Genomic DNA, 16,722 nt, shown 5'->3' on the forward strand with positions numbered 1-16,722 from the left:
GTGAACCCCGAGCAGCCTGACCTGCAGCGCGCCCTCGCCGACCTCGACGCCCGCCTCGGACGCATCACCGCGGAGGTCGCCGAGGTCCGGGCCGGGCTGATCGCGCTCGGTCGGCACGCCGGGCCCGCCCAGGCCGCGCAGCCGGCCCCGCAGCCGCGTCCGCACGCAGCTTCGCAGCCGGCCGCGACCGAGTCGCCGTGGCAGCCGCCCGGGCGGCCGTGGCAGCAGCCGGCGCGGGAGCACGCATGGCGGCCGGAACCGGAGCATTCACGGCAGTCGCCGCAGTCGCTGCCGCCGCACCTGCAGCCGTGGGCTCCGCCGGCCGAGGCGCGGCCCCGGCGGGCGCCGCGGATCACCGCAGCCACCGTCATCGCGGCGATCGGCGGGGCGGTCATGCTCGCCGGTATCGCCTTCCTGCTGGTGGTCGCCATCCAGGCCGGGCTCTTCCCGCCGATCGCACGGGTGATCGCCGCCGCCGCGCTCGCGGTGGTCCTCATCGTGCTGGGCCTACGACTACAAACGCGCCACGAACCGACGGCCGAGACCCCGGTCAACCCCGGCGCGCTCGCGCTCGTCGGGACCGGACTCGCCGCGGCGATGCTCGACATCATCGCGGCCACCACCCTCTACCTGTGGATCCCCGTCCCGGCCGCGTTCATGTTCGTCGGCGGACTCGCCCTCGGCGGCATGGCGCTGGCGCAGCGGTGGGCCTCGGGGTTGCTGGGGTGCCTCGTGTCCGCCGGCACGATGCTGCTCGCCCCGCTCATCTCCACGGACGTCGAGCTACCGGTCTTCGTCGCGATCGTCGGCATCGCCACCGCCGTCCTCGCCGCCGACCTCGGGGTGGCCGTCCGCGTCGTGTGGTCCGTCCTCCCCGGCGTCCTGCTGGCCGGATACCTGTCGCAGGCCGCCCTCCACTCCCGCGGCGAACAGATGGCGCTCATCGCGACCGCCCTCGTCTTCGCCGCCGTCGGAACAGGGGTCGCCTGGTACGACACACTCCGCCGCAGCCCCGCCGTCGAGAACGCGGCCCTCGTCGTCGTCCCCACCGCACTGCCCCTCGCCCTCCTACCCGCCACGTACCTCCTCCGGCCCGGCTGGCCCTACGGCTTGCTCCTCGCCGCGGCCTACCTGATCGTCGCCGCCGTCGCCGGCCGCGCTGACCGCACCGGCCGCATGGACGGCACCGACCGCGACCGACCCGCCACGCACCTGTCCGCGGTGACCGGCATCGTCGGCAGCGCACTGCTCCTGCTCACCTGGGTCGAGCTGGGCGGGCGTGAGATGACCGGGTTCGCGCTCACCCTCAGCGCGCTGGCGTACGTCGCGGCGGCCGGGCTGGGGGACCGCCGGTGGCTGCACTGGGTGGCCGGCGCCGCCTCCGGGCTCGCCCTGCTCGTGTACCTGGGCGTCAACGAACCGCACCTCGCGCTCAGTGAGCGGCTCGCGGTGCGCGGGTTCAGCTACTGGGACGTCGTCTCCGCGTTCGCCGTCACCGCACTGGCGGCCGCCGTGACCTGGTGGGCGCGACGCCGGCTGCCCCGCGAGGCCGGGCGCGTGACGATGGTCGGCGCGGTCGTCGCCCTGGCCACCTTCTCGGTGATGATCGTCGCCGCCGGCGTGACGATCGGCGACCTCACCGGCGCGGCGCGCACCGGATTCCTCGCCGCACATCTCGTGGTGACCGTGCTGTGGATCTGCTGCGCGGCGTGGCTGGTCCTCACCGCGAGCCCCCGCATCGCCGACGCCCGACGGCTCGGGTTCGTTCTGGGCGCGCTCGCGCTGGCGAAGCTGCTCCTGCTGGACCTCGCCACGCTGCCGGGCCTGTTCCGCGTCCTGTCGTTCATCGCGGTCGGCGCGGTGATGCTCGCGGTGGCCGTGCGCTATCGCAAGGAGACCGACCCGTCGGGAAGCGGCTCGCCCACGTAGACGTGGAAGGCCCGCGGCTCCGCGCCGGACATCAGCACCTGCACCTCCGGGTGGTCGACCTCGTCGGGGTCATCCGACGGCTGGCTCCACACGACCTCGCCCGCATCGGTCAGCTCGCGCAACGCCATCCGCGTGGCGCGCACCCACCGCACTCGCTTGAGCGCGGGCTCGTCCCGGAGCAGGTCGTCCGCCAGCCCCTCCCGATCGCGCAGATCGACCATGAGGCGCTCACCGTCCGGGCACTCGTACGCCATGCAGACCTGGTCGACCAGGACGGCCAGCGGCCACGATGGCGCCGAGCCGAGCAGGTCGACGATGATCATGCGTGCGTCCTCCACCTGGCAGGTCGTCGGCGTGGTGAGGATCTGCATCCGGTCGGCGACGTCCTCGGTGATCTCGATGAGCTGAACGGTCATGGTGAACTCCCGTGTCCGACGAGACGGTCGACAAGGGGATTCGCGGCGCGGCCCGAACCGTCCCGACTGTGACCTAGATCATAGCCCATCGGCGTGGCCGGCGGGTCTCGGCGGGATGACGATCTCGAGAACAGGCCCGCCGACCACGCCCGCCGACGACTCGCGTGTGGTTGTGTCACAGATGTGACCATCTCGCACACCGGGCCCATCGACACCGCCAGCGACACCGCCAGCGACACCGACGCCGCGTTCACCCTCGCCTATGACGGCGTCGACCCCCGGGACGAGGGCCTGCGCGAGACCCTCACCTCCACCGGCAACGGGTACATGGCCACCCGCGGCACGGCCGAATGGGAGGAGGCCGACGACGTCCACTACCCCGGCACCTACGCCCACGGCCTCTACAACCGCGCGACCACTTTGCTCGGCGGTGTCCCGGTCCACAACGAGGACCTGGTCAACCTGCCGAACTGGCTGCCGCTGAAACTCCGCATCGGCGGCGTGGAGGTCCTGCGCCTCGCGGACGTGGAGATCCTCGACTACCGGCACCGGCTCGACCTCCGCGCCGCGGTGCTCACCCGGCACCTGCGCTTCCGCGACCGCGAGGGGCGCGAGACCGAACTGGTCAGCCGTCGGTTCACCTCCATGGCGTCGATGCACCACGCCTACCTCGAGTGGACCCTCACCCCGCTCAACTGGTCCGGGCCCGCCGAGGTCGTCAGTGCGATCGACGGGCGCGTCACCAACGACGGCGTGCCCCGCTATCGCGACCTCGAGGGCGTCCACCTCCACCCCGTCGGGGCGGAGTTCCCGGAATCGGAGGTGATGGCGCTGAAGACCCGTACCCGCCAGTCCGAGGTCACCGTCAGCGTCGCCGCCCGCACCCGCGTCCTCGCCGTCGGCCGGCCGGTCGAGGTGCCCCGCAGCGACTTCCGCACCCCCGACCACGTCCAGCAGACGCTGCACCTCGACCTCGAACGCGGGGTGCCGGTGACCGTGGAGAAGTCGGTGGCCCTGTTCACCTCGCGCGACCCCGCGACGGGCGACACGCTCGTGCGGGCGCACCGCTCGGTGGCCAGGTCGCGGTCGTTCGAGTCCGCCCTCGCGCACCACCGGGAGTCGTGGAACCGCCTGTGGCAGGCGTGCGACGTGCAGGTGTTCGGCGACGACGAGGCCCAGCACCTCCTGCGCGTCCACATCAGCCACATCCTGCAGACGTGCTCGCCCAACACCGCCGATCTCGATGCCGGCGTGCCCGCCCGCGGGATCAACGGCGAGGCCTACCGCGGCCACGTGTTCTGGGACGAACTGTTCGTCCTGCCGTTCCTCACGTACCGGTTGCCGGGCGTCACCCGCAGCCTGCTCATGTACCGCTACCGACGCCTGGCCGAGGCGCGCGCCGCCGCCCGGGCCGCCGGCCGCGCCGGCTTCATGTTCCCGTGGCAGAGCGGATCGCTCGGCACCGAGGAGACCCAGGAGGTCCACCTCAACCCGATGTCGGGGAAGTGGGACGTCGACCTGTCACACAACCAGCGGCACGTCAGCGCCGCGATCTTCTACAACGTCTGGCAGTACATCACCACCACCGAGGACACGATGTTCCTCGAGTCCCAGGGCGCGGAGCTGATGCTCGGCATCGCGCGGTTCTGGTCCTCCGTCGCGCACTACTCGTCCGACCGGGAGCGCTACGAGATCCACGGCGTGATGGGCCCGGACGAGTACCACGAGAAGTACCCGGGCGCGGCCGAGGGCGGTCTGCGCAACAACGCCTACACCAACGTTTTCGTGGCGTGGATCTGCGACATCGCCGCGCACCTGCTCGACCTGCTGCCCGCACCGCGCGCCGACGCCGTCCGCGCTCGGCTCGAGCTCCGCGACGAGGAGATCGAGCGGTGGAAGGACATCAGCCGCCGGATGTTCGTGCCGTTCCACGACGGGATCATCAGCCAGTTCGAGGGCTATGACGACCTCGAGGAACTGGACTGGGACGCCTACCGCGCGAAGTACGGGGACATCCAGCGCCTCGACCGGATCCTCAAGGCCGAGGGCGACACCCCGGACCGCTACAAGCTGGCCAAGCAGGCGGACGCGGTGATGCTGTCTTTCCTGTTCGGCGACGACGAGCTGCGCCGCATCTTCACCCGGCTCGGTTACGAGTTCCCCGACGACGCCGCCCGCCGCATGATCGAGTACTACGACCGTCGGACCTCGCACGGGTCGACCCTGTCGTACATCACCCATGCCGGCGTCCTGGCCCGCTTCGACCCGGACTCCTCGTGGGAGCGGTTCACGGTGGCGCTGCGCAGCGACGTGGGCGACATCCAGGGCGGCACCACCCGGGAGGGCATCCACATGGGCGTCATGGCGGGCACGGTCGATCTCGTGCAACGCTTCTACGCCGGCATGCGGGCCGAGGGCGGGATGCTCCACCTGGAGCCGAATCTGCCGGGGGCGATCGACGGCGTCTCGTTCACGGTGATCTACCAGCGCTCGCCGCTCACCGTGACGGTGATGCGCGACGAGGTGGTGATCCGGCACCGCGACGGCGTGATCGACGCGACGCCGGTGCGCGTCCGCGTGGCGGGCCGGGAACGGCTGGTCGCGGTCGGCGGCGAGGAACGGTTCAGCCTGGCGTGACGGCCGTGACTCAGCCTGGCGTGACCTCGGCGCGGGCGTGCCGGCGGGCCGCGCGCGCCCGGCGTCGCTCCTCGCGCCGCTGACGGTCGTGGACCACCTCGGCCTCGTGGTCGTACGGGCTGCCCCGGAACCGCCGGAAGGCGTAGACGAGCAGCGCCAGCGCCACTAGCCCCGAGAAGATGAGGGTGCCGCCGGTGCCCCACCCGCCGACCAGCCACAAGTCCGGCGAGAGCGGCCACCATCCCGGCACCGCCGACCCGATGCCCCAGAAGAGCCCCAGCCCGATCAGCCAGGCCACGCCGATCAGCGAGCCGGCGATCCTCGGCCACGACTGGACCCCGTGGGAGGCGCCCTCCATGGCGAGCCGTTTGACGGTGAGGAGCCGCCGGTCGAACCACTCGTACTGCCTGGAGAGCACGACGGTCCCGGCGAAGAGCATGAGCAGTCCGGGGCCGGGCAGGAACAGCGCGGCGACGCCCAGGGCGACGAGCGTCCAGCCGAGCACCTCCAGGCCGAGGCGCCTCGCCGCGACGTAGCCGAGTCTTCTCACCGGACCATCGTGACAGAAATCGGGCGCGTCATAGGGGCTGTGGGGGTCAGGCGGGGACCGTGGAGCGGTACTCGTCGGCGGCGCGGGCCCCGGCCTCGAGGTCGACCTCGGGCCAGCCGTCGGGGGCGTGGAGGACCGCGGCGAGGTGCGCGGCGGTGAGCCCGGCTCCGGCGTCCAGCAGCGCCTCGACGGCGTCCGGGTCGGGGTCGTCGAGGAGTGTGGAATCGGCCAGGTCGTCGATGATGTCGCGCAGCGCCGCCCGCGTCACGGGGAACAGTTCGGGGTCGAAGCCGTCGTCGACGGGCTGGTCCAGCCGCCACCAGCGCGTCCCGTCCCAGCCGTACAGGAACCCCAGGTACGCCCCGCGGGACCGGGCGTGTTCGACGCCGCGGCGCCACCAGCCGGGTGCGTCGCCCACGAGGTCGGTGCCGGCCTCGCCGGCGCGCCCGCTGCCCTCGGTGAGGGAGAACTCGTGGTGCCAGCCGGCCAGCAGGGCGCGTCCGTCACCGGGCCGCAGGAGGGCCATCCACATGCCCTCTGCGCCGGCCCAGTGCAGGGCCGTGGCGGTGGGCGGATCGTGCTCGAACCCGACCGCCGCGCGGACCGCGGCGTCCACGGCGAGGAGGGCGGCGATGTCGTCGGGCGTCGAGTCCGTGTCCACCGGGAGCAGGGCCATGCGGCCCAGGTTAAACCCGATCGACGACGACGAGGTGGCGATCGCGGTGAACGTCCGGCGACCCGCGGGTGTCACAGGGGTGCACGGCCGCGCGGATCGAGGGAGCGAACCCGCTGCGGTCGGCCCGGGCGGCTCGTACGGTGGGCGCATGATCAGTGATGCCGGACACAGGCTTCCGCCGGGCCCGCGGGCGCCCCGCCTCCTGCAGGCGGTGCTCGCCCTCGCCGCCCCCGCGGCCGTGTTCCCCGCGGCGGCCCGCCGGTACGGGGTGCCGTTCACGCTCGATCTCATGCCCCGGGGGCGGAAGGTCGTCGCGGTCTCCGAGCCCGCGCAGGTCAAGGACGTGTTCGCCGGCTCGCCGTCGGTCTTCCACGCCGGTAAGGGCAACGACCTCCTCCGACCCCTCCTGGGGGACCACTCGCTCCTGCTCCAGGACGGTGACGAGCACGCCCGCGCGCGGCGACTGTTGGCGCCGGCCTTCGGGCGGCGCGAGATCGCCGGCTACCGCGAGCTCGTCGAGGAGGTCACCGCCGAGCAGCTGTCCCGGTGGCCGCGATCGGGCCGCGTCCGCGCCCACGTCCTGCTCAACCAGCTCACCCTCGAGGTGATCCTGCGGGTCGTGTTCGGCGTGACCGATTCCGCGCGGCTGGACCGGATGCGGCCGATCGTCGCGCGGGCGGTCGACGCGGGGCCGATCGTGATGATCGGGCTGGGGATCGGGCCGCTGCGCCGGCTGTGGCCGTGGAGCCGCGAGGTGCGCGACCTCGAGACCATCCACGAGTTCCTCGGCGAGGAGATCGAGGCCGCCCGGCGCGACCCGGCGCTCGAGAAGCGGCGGGACCTCCTCGCGCTGCTGGTGCGCGCCTCGGCGTCCGACGCGCAGGGGCTCTCGGATGCGGAGCTGCGTGACCAGCTCATGACCCTCGTCGCGGCCGGGCACGAGACCACGGCCACCGCCATGGCGTGGTCGATGCTCGAGCTGGCCCGCCATCCGCGGGTCCAGGAGCGCTGCGTCGCCGAGATCGCCGGGGACGGGTCGGAGTACCTCGACGCCGTGCTCAAGGAGGTCCTGCGACTGCACCCGGTCGTGCCCATGGTCATGCGGGAGCTGCAGGAGCCGGCCACCATCGGCGGGCGCACCTACCCGCGGGGCGTGACCGTGTCACCGTCGATCGTCCTGGCCCACCGCTCGCCGGGGACCTATCCGTCGCCCGGCGACTTCGACCCGGGGCGGTTCCTGGGCGAGGTGCCCACGCCCACGGAGTGGCTGCCGTTCGGTGGCGGGGCGCGCCGGTGTATCGGCGCGTCGTTCGCGATGATGGAGGGCGAGGTCATCCTGCGGCAACTCCTCGAGAGGTACCGACTGGAGCCGGTCGGTGGCGGGCGGGAGTGGCCGCGATCGCGCAACGTGACGCTGTACCCGTGGCGCCGGGCGCGCGTGGACCTGCGTCCGCGCTGAGGTGGCAGAGGAGCCGGATGTGCGTTTCACTGGAGATTTTCCTACCGTGGACGGTGTGAACGCTTCTCAGACGCCCTCTTCGCAGCCCGAAGCGCCGCGCGCCTCGGCTCCCTGCATGTACACGTGGATCTCCGAGACCGGCAGGGTGATCGAGCAGGTCAGAGTCGTCCCCAGAGGTGATTCCGCGCGCGCCCGTGGGCGGATCGTCTCCGCCGCGCATCCCGAGCACGCGGCATTCACGGTCGAGTATGACGCGGAGATCGGCTCGAATCGTGCGCTGCGCCGGGTCGGGCTGACGGTGAGCACTGAGGAGTACGAGCGTTCCATCGACCTGGCCTGCGACGACGAGGGCTCCTGGCTCCTCGACGATCCGAGCGGTACCCGGTCCCGCGTCGGCGGCGACGGCGTGGTCGACGTGGACGTCACCCACAGCCTGTTCTTCGCCAGCGTCATGATCCGCCGCCTCGGGCTGCACGCGCAGCCCGGGTCGGCGGAGACGCGCGTGCTGTCGGTGGATTTCATGGCGCTCGACGTCACCGAGGACACCGTCACGATGTCCAGCGACGACGAGCAGGTCCACGGCATCACGGCGACCGCCTCGACCAGCGCGACCGTCGACACCGACGGCATGATCATCGACGTGCCGGGCCTCAGCCGACGGGCCTGAACACTCAGTTGTCGGGCCTGAACGGCCTGCCGCCGGGCCTGACGCCGGGCCTGACCTCCCGGCCCGCCGCCCCCGCCGCGCGTAGCTCCTCGAGCCACCCCGCGGCGCCCGGCGTGATCTCCACCGGCGCCCCGGCCCCGCCTGTCCCGGCCCGCGCCTCCTCGTAGGCGCGCCGCGCGCGGTGCCCGTCGTCGACGAGCGGTCCCAGCGTTCCCCGCTCGGCCAGCGACGCCCGCGCGTCCCGCAGGTCGGCCAGGCAGTCGTCCAGCACGTCCAGCAGCGCGTCCCGGTTGGGCTCGCAGATGGCCCGCACCAGGTCGGGGGCCGTCCCCGCGACGCGGGTGCCGTCGCGGAACGACCCGGCCGCCAGCGCGAGCGCGAGATCCCCGCCGCGCCCGCCCGCCAGTGCGAGGGCTTCGGCGAGGACGTGGCCGAGATGGGAGATTCGGGCGACCGCCGCGTCGTGCTCGGCCGACGTCGCCGAAAGGATCCGCGCACCGCTGTCCAGCGCGAGCCGCGCGACCCGCGCCCAGGTGTCGGGGTCGGCTCCATCGTCGGCGGCGACGAGCCACGTGGCGCCGCGGAACAGGTCCGGGTCGGTGGCGGCCCAGCCGGAGTGGGCGGTGCCGGCCATGGGGTGTCCGCCCACGAACCGCGCCCCGAGACCGTGCCGCCGCACCGCGTCGAGGACGGGCCCCTTGACGCTGATGACGTCGGTGAGGGCGACGCCGGGTGCGTGCTCGGCCACCGCGCCCAGGACCGCGTCGAGGGCGGGGAGGGGGACGGCGACGACGACGAGGGCATCGGCCTGCCGGGCCCGGCGGAGCGTGTCGTGCAGGTCGGTGGTGACCGCGAAACCTGCGGCGGTGGCGGCCTCGGCGCCTGCGGCGGAACGGTTCCATCCGAAGGCCCGTTCGGGGCCGAGGGCCCGCATCAGCGAACCGCCGATCAGACCCGCCCCGAGCACACACACGTCCGCCGTCACCGTCACCTGACAAGGTTCTCACAGCAGACTACGGTTGAGCCCATGGCCAGCAGCTCTGACCGACACGCCCGCGACTCCGACGACGACTCGGTGACCGGCATCGCGCTCGGGGTGGTGCAGGACGGCGGGTCGTGGCAGGTCATGCGGCTGGACGACGCCGCGCTGACGAGTCTCGACGACGCCGCGCGGCAGGTCCGGGCGCTGCGGGCGGAGGGGCCGTCGTTCGGGCTGGTGGACGTGGACCACGAGTTCTTCGTGATCCTGCGCCCGGGGCCGTCCGGCATGCGGCTCATGCTCTCCGACGCCACGGCGTCGCTGGACTACGACCTCGCCGCCGACGTGCTCGACGAGCTCAACGTGGACGTGCCCGACATGACCGACGAGGAGCTCGAGGACACCGATCCCTGGGGCGAGGGCGACATGGCGATCCTCGAGGACATGGGCCTGCCGGCCGGGGTGCTGGAGATCATCGTCTCCGAGGTGGATCTGTACGCCGACGAGCAGTTGCAGTCCGTGGCCGAGCGGATGGGGTTCGGCGACGAGTTCGAGCGGCACCTGCCCGACTCGTGAGGGCGCACCGGGCGAACGAGGCCCTCGTACGCCGAGCGCTGGCCGTCGCCGCGGGGACCCCGCCCGAGGACGTGCCCGTCGGCGCTGTGGTCCTCGGGCCGGACGGCTCCGAGCTGGCCGCCGCCACCAATCGCAGGGAGACCGACGGCGACCCGTTCGCCCACGCCGAGGTGCTCGCGCTGCGCGAGGCCGCGCGGGTGCTCGGCGACGGCTGGCGGCTGGAGGAGTGCACCCTCGTGGTGACGCTCGAGCCCTGCACGATGTGCGCGGGGGCGGCGGTCGCGGCGCGGGTGGGCCGGATCGTGTTCGGGGCGTGGGAGCCGCGCACAGGGGCCTGCGGTTCGCTGTGGGACGTCGTGCGCGACCGGCGACTGGTGCATCGGCCCGAGGTGTACGGCGGCGTGCTGGAGGACGAGTGCGCGGCTGTTCTCGAGGGCTTCTTCCGCGCCCGGCGCTGACGCCGGCCCGCCCCGCCCGGCGCTGAATTCGCCCGCCCCGCCCGGTGATCCGATCGTGACCCGCGCGCGGTGGAGGGCCCGGCCGGGTCTCCGTACGGTGGGTCGTGAGAGGCGTCGGGCCCCGGCGCCGCGATCGAGAGGAGTGCCACATGGGAGTGGGAGACAAGTTCTCGAACAAGGCCGAGGAGCTGGGTGGCCGCGCCAAGGAGTCGGCGGGCGCCGCGACGGGCGACCGTGATCTGCAGGCCGAGGGCCAGGCCGACCAGGGCGAGGCGGGCCTGAAGCAGGGCGCCGAGAAGCTCAAGGACAAGGCCAACGAGGCCGCCGGCAAGCTCACCGGCAACGACAAGTGAGCGCGTGCCCGCGCCGCCTCCGGCGGGGCGGGCCCCGGTCGCCCGGGAGGGCGGGGAGCGCCGATTTTTCTCTGCGGGCCCTCGTGCAGTAGCCTGATCGGCGGTGGCGTGTCCGAGCGGCCGAAGGTGCAGCACTCGAAATGCTGTGTTGGGTAACCCCCAACCGTGGGTTCAAATCCCACCGCCACCGCCACGGGGAGAGCCCCGGATCTCGAGAGAGGTCCGGGGCTCTCGCCATTTCCGCTCGGGCGCCCGACCGGGCCCGGCCCGCGCTGACTGTCCGCTCCCGCGGCTGGCGTCTCGCTCCCCGCTATGGCGCCTCGCCCCCGGCCGCGCCCCCAACAGCCGCTCCCGGCCCTGGCGTCTCGCTCCTGTGCCTGCCCGCGCCGACTGCTCCCGCCCCTCGCCATGGCGTCTGGCCCGCCCCGCGGTACGCGCGAGACGCCATGCCGAGGGGCGGCTGTGGAAAGGGATGCGGGTGCGGGTGGGCGGGGTGCGGGTGGGAAGCGCGTGAGCGAGCGCTCGCGGTGGGCTGGGTGTGCGGGGTGCGCGGGCGTACCGAGGCTGCGGGCGGGGTCAGGCGGGGTTGGCGCCAGTGCCGTTGCCGGTGCAGGTGACGTCGTCGATGAAGTCCGGGAGCGACACGACCGCGTTGAGCGTCGACAGCGCCGAATCGATGACCGCCGCCTGCGGCAGCCCGGACTCCTCGCCCAGCAGCGCGAGCTCCTCGACCCCCGCGAGCCAGGCGCGCGTCAGCACCAGCGCCATCGGGCCCGCCCCGTCCACCCCGATGCTGTCGAGGATCCGCAGGCTGATCGTGCGATGCATGCCGTCGACGACCTGCTCCAACGCGGGGTCGACCGCCCGGCCCGAGCGCAGGACCGCCACGTAGTTGTCGCGCCGACGCTGGATGTAGCGGACCAGCGCCGTGACGATCGCGCGGGTGCAGTCCTCCGCGCTCGTGCCCTCCGGGACCTCCGTCAGCGACAGCACGTGATCGGCCGCCGCCCGGACGACCGCCGTGAGGTAGTCCAGCTTGGTAGGGAAGTAATGGAACAGCAGGCTGCGGGACACTCCGGCCCGCTCCGCCACGTCGTCCAGGGACAGGGCGTGGAAAGGCACCGTCTCCAGCAGCCGGATCCCCAACACGACCAGTTGCGAACGGCGCTCCTGCTTGGAGAGCCGTCGTCCTCCTGTTGCGGTCATGGCACACCTCGTCGTCGTACTCATCGACGCGCGCGTCGCGCCCCCCGGCGCCGACACCCACGTCCCCCCGGCCGACGCACAGCTCCATCTTAGGGTCACGTCCACGATCACGGACCGACATGCCACGATGGAGTGATGCCCGACAGCGCCACGCCCGACACCCGCCCCACCACCTTCGACGTGGGGGAGCGGATGGTTCTCGACGGCACCGCCGGCGGGCGCACCGGCGTCATCCACACGCCCCACGGCGACATCGCCACCCCGGCGTTCATCCCCGTGGGCACCAAGGCGACGGTCAAGACCCTCACGCCCGATCAGGTCCGCTCGACCGGCGCCCAGGCCGTGCTGGCCAACGCCTACCACCTGTATCTGCAGCCCGGGCACGAGATCGTCGACGCGGCCGGCGGGGTCGGCGAGTTCATGCGCTGGGACGGCCCCACCTACACCGACTCCGGCGGGTTCCAGGTGATGAGCCTGGGCGTGGGATTCAAGAAGGTCATCGAGATGAGCGCGGGCACCAAGGCCGCCCCCGACGACTCGGCGACCAACAAGGGGCAGGGGCGGCTCGCGAAGGTCGACGAGGACGGCGTCACCTTCACCTCGCACCTCGACGGCTCGCGGCATCGCTTCTCGCCCGAGGTGTCGATGCGGATCCAGCACTCGCTGGGGGCCGACATCATCTTCGCCTTCGACGAGCTCACCACCCTCATGAACACCCGCCGGTACCAGGAGAACTCGGTGGAGCGGACCCGCCGGTGGGCGCAGCGCTGCCTCGACGAGCACGAGCGGCTGTCGACCGAGCGGACGCACCGGCCGGGGCAGTCGCTGTGGGGCGTCGTGCAGGGCGCGCAGTTCGAGGACCTGCGACGGCAGGCCGTGCGCGGACTCGTGGAGATGAGCGAGCGGGCCGAAGAGCAGGGTCGGCGCGGTTTCGGCGGCTACGGCATCGGCGGCGCGCTGGAGAAGGAGAACCTCGGCACGATCGTGGGCTGGTGCACCGAGGAGCTGCCCGAGGACCGGCCGCGGCACCTGCTGGGCATCAGCGAACCCGACGACATCTTCACCGCCGTGGAGAACGGCGCCGACACGTTCGACTGCGTCGCGCCCACCCGGCTCGCGCGCCACGGCGGGATCTACACGCTCGACGGGCGGGTCAACATCACCCGCGCGCAGTTCCGGCACGATCACACGCCGCTCGACCCCGAGGGGCCGTCCGAGGTCTCGCGCGAGTACAGCCGCGCGTACCTGCACCACCTGTTCAAGGCCAAGGAGTTCCTCGGCTCCACGCTGCTGACACTGCACAACCTCGCCTTTGTGGTGCGGCTCGTCGACGAGGTGCGCGCGGCCATGGCGGCCGGGCCCGACGAGTACGCGGCGTACAAGGAGCAGTTCCTGGGGCGGTACTACTCCGGGCGGTGACCCGGACGTCGAGCCGCCGCGGATGGAAGACTGAATGCATGACGGACGACCGTAGGCTGACGCTCGACGAGGACCTGGCAGACGAACGCCGTACGGGTTCCATCCGGACGTCAAGACCGGGGCGCTGGCGGAGGTCAGCGAAGCGGCGATGGACGCGGCGTTCAACCTGCTGGACAAGGCGTTGACCAGAATGGTCGACGGGGACGAGCAGCGGGCCGCGAAGCTGATCTCGCGCGCCGCCTCCCTACCGTTCGCCGAGCACCTCGGACTCTGGCCCGGCCCCTACACGGCCCATCAGATGCTGTTCGACTTCCTCTGCAACGTCGCCGAAACCGCGTCTCTGGATCAGGAACACCCGGACGACGACGGCCACCTCGACCAGCTCTACGACGACGTCGCCCGCGTGGTTCCGCTGCTCGACGCCCGGGCGGGTGCGATCTACAGGGACATCGTCGAGACGATCGTGTCCGACGCGGTGATGCTCGGAATCCCCCGCGACGTGGCGGGGGTCCTGGCCGATGCCGTCAGGACTCTTCCCGACCCGGAGACGGCCGAACGCGCGCTCGCCCTCGGCCGCGACGCCGACCTCGCCCGGCGAGAGGACCTCACGCGTCTGGAGCTCGGGGTGCTGCGCACGGTCATCACGGCGATGAACGAGGCCGACGGGATTCCTCACTCGAAGTAGATCGAGTGGTGCAGGGAGCAGCCCGGGTTGAACGGCGACGCGCACGACGGGCAGAAGTCGGCCTCCAGGTAGTCGCTGATGGAGAGCGTCGACCGGCACACCCCGCACAGGATCGCGCGGGTGTCGAACCGATCCGCCGGCCATGCCGTGACCGGGTGGTCGACGGCGTCGGCATGGCAGCGGAAACACGGGTAGAACTCGCCGCAGCAGTGAAAGCGGATCGCGACGATGTCCAGCGGGCTCCCGTAGTGGACGCAGCGGGTCTGGTCGTCGACGGTCGCGCCGAGGACCGTCACGGCGGGCGGGCTGCCGTGGGGCGGGTTCTCGTCGGTCGGGAGGTCGGGCGGGGTCATGCCGCCGATTGTGACAGGGCCGACCGCGAGAGCGCGGCCTGGTAGCTGGGCTCGCGCTTCTTGATCCACGCGATGACCAGGTACGTCACGGGCAGCAGCACCGCCTCGACGAGGGTCTTCCAGACGAATCCGATGACGACGTAGTTCCAGTAGTCACCCGACCAGAGCGCCATGCCCAGGGCCGGGGCGGCGATCGTACAGAAGACCATCGTGTCGGCGAGCTGGCCGACCACGGTCGAACCGAGCAGCCTCGCCCACAGACTGCGCTCGCCGGTGCGCCGCTTCATCCACACCAGGACGTACGAGTTGAGCAGCTCGCCCACCACGTACCCGGCGAGCCCCGCGAGGAAGAACTGCGGGACGACGCCCGCGACCGCCTCGAAGGCGTCCTGGTTCTCGTAGAACGGCGCGGCGGGCAGGTACACGGTGGCCGTGAAACTCAAGGCCGCCAGCGCGAGGACCGCGAACCCCGACAGCACGACCTGGCGCATCGCGCGGAAGCCGTACACCTCGCTGATCACGTCGCCGAGCACGTAGGCCAGCGGGAAGAGCAGGAAGGCGCCGTCGGTCACGAGCCCGTCGACGGACAGGAACCCGAGCTGGAAGGACAGGCCGGGGAAGAGGAGGACGCCCTTGGTCCCGGTGACGTTGCTGATGAGCATCACGCCGACGAACAGGGCGATGAGGTAGCCGAAGTAGGGGCTGCCGACGGTGGCGAACGCGGGCTGGTTGCGGTCGGGGGTCGGAGTGCGGGCGGGGCCGGGGGTCTGGGTGCTGCGCGCCGGCTCGGGAGTGATCCCGTCCGGCCGCCCAGTCCCGTGCGGGTCCCGGGGCTCAGGGGTCTGCGATGAAATGGTCACGAGCGACGATTATCCGGGCAGACGCGCGCCCGCGACGAATCCGGCCCGCCGGGTCAGGCCACCACCCAGGCACCGGATCGCAGGGACTCGGCCGTGACCACCCCACGCAACGCCTCGATCGAGTCCGCGCCCTGCGGCCCACCGAGCGAGGCCACGATCCGGGCGATCGCGGCCCTCGTCGTCGTCCCCTCCTCCGCCAGGTCGGCCAGGGTCACCGCGCCGTCCCGCTTCGCCAGCCGCTCACCGGCGGCGTTCACCGCGAGCGGCACGTGGACGTACTGCGGATGCGGGAGGCCGAGCAGATCCGCGAGATGCGCCTGGCGGGGAGTCGAGGAGAGCAGGTCCTCGCCGCGGACGACCTGGTCCACGCCCTGCTCGGCGTCGTCGACGACCACCGCCAGGTTGTACGCCCACACGCCGTCGCCGCGGCGCAGCACGACATCGTCGACGATCCCCGTGTACGAGCCGTGGACGAGGTCGGTGATCGTCAGCTCGTCGACCGTCGCGCGCAGCCGCAGCGCCGGCACCCGGCCCGGACCGAGCGCCGCACGGCGACGCTCACGCTCGGCCTCCGGCAGGTCCCGGCACGTACCCGGGTAGGCGCCCGGCGGGGAGTGCGGCGCGCGCGGGGCCTCCGCGATCTCCCTGCGCGAGCAGTAACACTCGTAGACCAGGCTCTGGTCCGCCAGCTGGTCGGCGGCCGCGGCGTAGGCGTGCGAGCGCGCGGACTGCCACATGATCTCGCCGTCCCAGTCGAGGCCGATCGCCGCCAGATCCGCCAGTTGCCGCTCCGCCACCCCGGGGCGGGCGCGCGCGGCGTCGAGGTCGTCGACCCGCATCCGGAACGACCGCCCCGAATCCCGCGCCAATATCCACGCCGCCACCGCCGTGCGCAGGTTGCCCAGGTGCAGGTCACCGGACGGGCTCGGTGCGTAGCGGCCGGCGCCGGGCGGGAGGAGGCTCGCGGGGGTTTCCACGTCAACAGGGTAGGTGGCGTGGTCGTGGTGGGGCGGGGGCGTGGCGCGCGCGGGGGGCGCGAGTCGCGCTGGGGCGTGGTGGGCCGCGCGCCAGGAGCGCCCGCCGCGCGGCGAGGTGCCAGACTGGAGGCATGAGCGCAGACGCCGACAACGCCCGCCCCGACGCCGACGACCAGACCCGCCTCACCGAGGAGCAGATCGCCGAGGGCCTCGCCGACCTACCCGGCTGGGCCCTGTCCGAGGGATCGCTGACCTACACCGCCGTGTGCGAGACGCCGCAGGCCGCGATCGACCTGGTCGCCGCCATCGGCCAGGCCGCCAACTCGCAGAACCACCACCCCGACCTGCTGTGGAGCTACGACGAGGTCACCCTGGACCTGCGTAGCCACGACGTGGACGGCGTCACCCGGCGCGACCTGCGGCTGGCGCGGTCGATCTCAGCGCTGTCCGGCGAGTTCGACGCGACCCCGCTCGGACTGGGGGAGTAGGGGCCGAGGCTCACGGGCCCGGGGACGGCCGGCG

At 72.6% G+C, this 16,722-nt stretch carries 19 protein-coding genes and 1 tRNA gene; 12 read left to right on the top strand and 8 right to left on the bottom strand.

The window, feature by feature from the left end; genetic code table 11:
* Positions 1-1,929, top strand: coding sequence for a DUF2339 domain-containing protein (locus A6035_RS02175; RefSeq protein ID WP_108846422.1), 1,929 nt, complete (start codon positions 1-3; stop codon positions 1,927-1,929).
* Here the strand turns inward: A6035_RS02175 and A6035_RS02180 are convergent.
* On the bottom strand, positions 1,884-2,345 hold the full coding sequence (locus A6035_RS02180; protein ID WP_108846423.1) for a hypothetical protein: 462 nt from the start codon (positions 2,343-2,345) through the stop codon (positions 1,884-1,886). The genes A6035_RS02175 and A6035_RS02180 overlap by 46 nt on opposite strands.
* Before the next feature lie 183 nt (positions 2,346-2,528).
* Here A6035_RS02180 and A6035_RS02185 point away from each other — a divergent pair, with 183 nt between their 5' ends.
* Positions 2,529-4,982, top strand: coding sequence for a glycoside hydrolase family 65 protein (locus tag A6035_RS02185; RefSeq protein ID WP_108846424.1), 2,454 nt, complete (start codon positions 2,529-2,531; stop codon positions 4,980-4,982).
* 10 nt (positions 4,983-4,992) lie between these two features.
* On the opposite strand, the gene A6035_RS02190 is transcribed toward A6035_RS02185, so the two are convergent.
* Together A6035_RS02190 and A6035_RS02195 are read right to left on the bottom strand one after the other, a co-directional pair.
* On the bottom strand, positions 4,993-5,532 hold the full coding sequence (locus A6035_RS02190) for a PGPGW domain-containing protein (RefSeq protein ID WP_108846425.1): 540 nt from the start codon (positions 5,530-5,532) through the stop codon (positions 4,993-4,995).
* A gap of 46 nt (positions 5,533-5,578) precedes the next feature.
* Positions 5,579-6,208, bottom strand: coding sequence for a hypothetical protein (locus tag A6035_RS02195; protein WP_108846426.1), 630 nt, complete (start codon positions 6,206-6,208; stop codon positions 5,579-5,581).
* A gap of 148 nt (positions 6,209-6,356) precedes the next feature.
* Here A6035_RS02195 and A6035_RS02200 point away from each other — a divergent pair, with 148 nt between their 5' ends.
* Together A6035_RS02200 and A6035_RS02205 are read left to right on the top strand one after the other, a co-directional pair.
* Positions 6,357-7,667, top strand: a complete 1,311-nt coding sequence (locus A6035_RS02200) for a cytochrome P450 (RefSeq protein WP_208635555.1) — start codon at positions 6,357-6,359, stop codon at positions 7,665-7,667.
* Between the two features lie 115 nt (positions 7,668-7,782).
* Positions 7,783-8,334 carry a putative glycolipid-binding domain-containing protein gene (locus tag A6035_RS02205; protein WP_108846428.1) on the top strand — a complete coding sequence of 184 codons (552 nt, stop codon included), beginning with the start codon at positions 7,783-7,785 and terminating at the stop codon, positions 8,332-8,334.
* 4 nt (positions 8,335-8,338) lie between these two features.
* Here A6035_RS02205 and A6035_RS02210 read toward each other — a convergent pair whose 3' ends face one another.
* Positions 8,339-9,325 carry a prephenate dehydrogenase gene (locus A6035_RS02210; RefSeq protein WP_108846429.1) on the bottom strand — a complete coding sequence of 329 codons (987 nt, stop codon included), beginning with the start codon at positions 9,323-9,325 and terminating at the stop codon, positions 8,339-8,341.
* 36 nt (positions 9,326-9,361) lie between these two features.
* Between A6035_RS02210 and A6035_RS02215 the strand changes: the two genes are divergently transcribed.
* The 4 genes from A6035_RS02215 (at position 9,362) to A6035_RS02230 (ending at position 10,893) form a co-directional block, all read left to right on the top strand.
* Positions 9,362-9,889 (top strand): tRNA adenosine deaminase-associated protein, encoded by a 528-nt coding sequence (locus tag A6035_RS02215; protein WP_108846430.1) that lies wholly within the window; start codon positions 9,362-9,364, stop codon positions 9,887-9,889.
* Complete coding sequence (locus tag A6035_RS02220; protein ID WP_108846431.1) at positions 9,886-10,347, top strand: nucleoside deaminase; 462 nt, start codon at positions 9,886-9,888, stop codon at positions 10,345-10,347. Before A6035_RS02215 ends, A6035_RS02220 begins: the two co-directional genes overlap by 4 nt.
* A gap of 149 nt (positions 10,348-10,496) precedes the next feature.
* Positions 10,497-10,700, top strand: coding sequence for a CsbD family protein (locus A6035_RS02225; protein WP_108846432.1), 204 nt, complete (start codon positions 10,497-10,499; stop codon positions 10,698-10,700).
* Positions 10,701-10,802: 102 nt separating this feature from the next.
* Positions 10,803-10,893, top strand: a tRNA-Ser gene (locus tag A6035_RS02230).
* A gap of 383 nt (positions 10,894-11,276) precedes the next feature.
* On the opposite strand, the gene A6035_RS02235 is transcribed toward A6035_RS02230, so the two are convergent.
* On the bottom strand, positions 11,277-11,906 hold the full coding sequence (locus A6035_RS02235; RefSeq protein WP_108846433.1) for a TetR/AcrR family transcriptional regulator: 630 nt from the start codon (positions 11,904-11,906) through the stop codon (positions 11,277-11,279).
* On the opposite strand from A6035_RS02235, the gene A6035_RS18160 reads away from it, so the two are divergent.
* The 3 genes from A6035_RS18160 (at position 11,905) to A6035_RS02245 (ending at position 14,010) form a co-directional block, all read left to right on the top strand.
* Positions 11,905-12,042: a hypothetical protein gene (locus A6035_RS18160; protein WP_159149399.1), complete on the top strand. Its 138-nt coding sequence runs from the start codon at positions 11,905-11,907 to the stop codon at positions 12,040-12,042. The two genes, A6035_RS02235 and A6035_RS18160, sit on opposite strands and share 2 nt — an antisense overlap.
* Positions 12,042-13,325, top strand: coding sequence for a tRNA guanosine(34) transglycosylase Tgt (tgt, locus tag A6035_RS02240; protein ID WP_200836339.1), 1,284 nt, complete (start codon positions 12,042-12,044; stop codon positions 13,323-13,325). Before A6035_RS18160 ends, tgt begins: the two co-directional genes overlap by 1 nt.
* Before the next feature lie 148 nt (positions 13,326-13,473).
* Positions 13,474-14,010 (top strand): hypothetical protein, encoded by a 537-nt coding sequence (locus tag A6035_RS02245; RefSeq protein WP_108846434.1) that lies wholly within the window; start codon positions 13,474-13,476, stop codon positions 14,008-14,010.
* Here the strand turns inward: A6035_RS02245 and A6035_RS02250 are convergent.
* From A6035_RS02250 to gluQRS, 3 genes are read right to left on the bottom strand one after another with little or no spacing between them, the layout of a single operon-like run.
* Positions 13,998-14,363 carry a CHY zinc finger protein gene (locus A6035_RS02250; RefSeq protein WP_108846435.1) on the bottom strand — a complete coding sequence of 122 codons (366 nt, stop codon included), beginning with the start codon at positions 14,361-14,363 and terminating at the stop codon, positions 13,998-14,000. The genes A6035_RS02245 and A6035_RS02250 overlap by 13 nt on opposite strands.
* Positions 14,360-15,223 (bottom strand): queuosine precursor transporter, encoded by an 864-nt coding sequence (locus A6035_RS02255; protein WP_108846436.1) that lies wholly within the window; start codon positions 15,221-15,223, stop codon positions 14,360-14,362. Before A6035_RS02255 ends, A6035_RS02250 begins: the two co-directional genes overlap by 4 nt.
* Before the next feature lie 53 nt (positions 15,224-15,276).
* Positions 15,277-16,200, bottom strand: coding sequence for a tRNA glutamyl-Q(34) synthetase GluQRS (gene gluQRS / locus A6035_RS02260; RefSeq protein WP_108846437.1), 924 nt, complete (start codon positions 16,198-16,200; stop codon positions 15,277-15,279).
* 131 nt (positions 16,201-16,331) lie between these two features.
* Here gluQRS and A6035_RS02265 point away from each other — a divergent pair, with 131 nt between their 5' ends.
* Positions 16,332-16,688 (top strand): 4a-hydroxytetrahydrobiopterin dehydratase, encoded by a 357-nt coding sequence (locus tag A6035_RS02265; protein ID WP_108846438.1) that lies wholly within the window; start codon positions 16,332-16,334, stop codon positions 16,686-16,688.
* Positions 16,689-16,722: the final 34 nt, after the last annotated feature.

It is taken from the genome of Dietzia lutea (assembly GCF_003096075.1).
GTDB classification, from domain to species: domain Bacteria; phylum Actinomycetota; class Actinomycetes; order Mycobacteriales; family Mycobacteriaceae; genus Dietzia; species Dietzia lutea.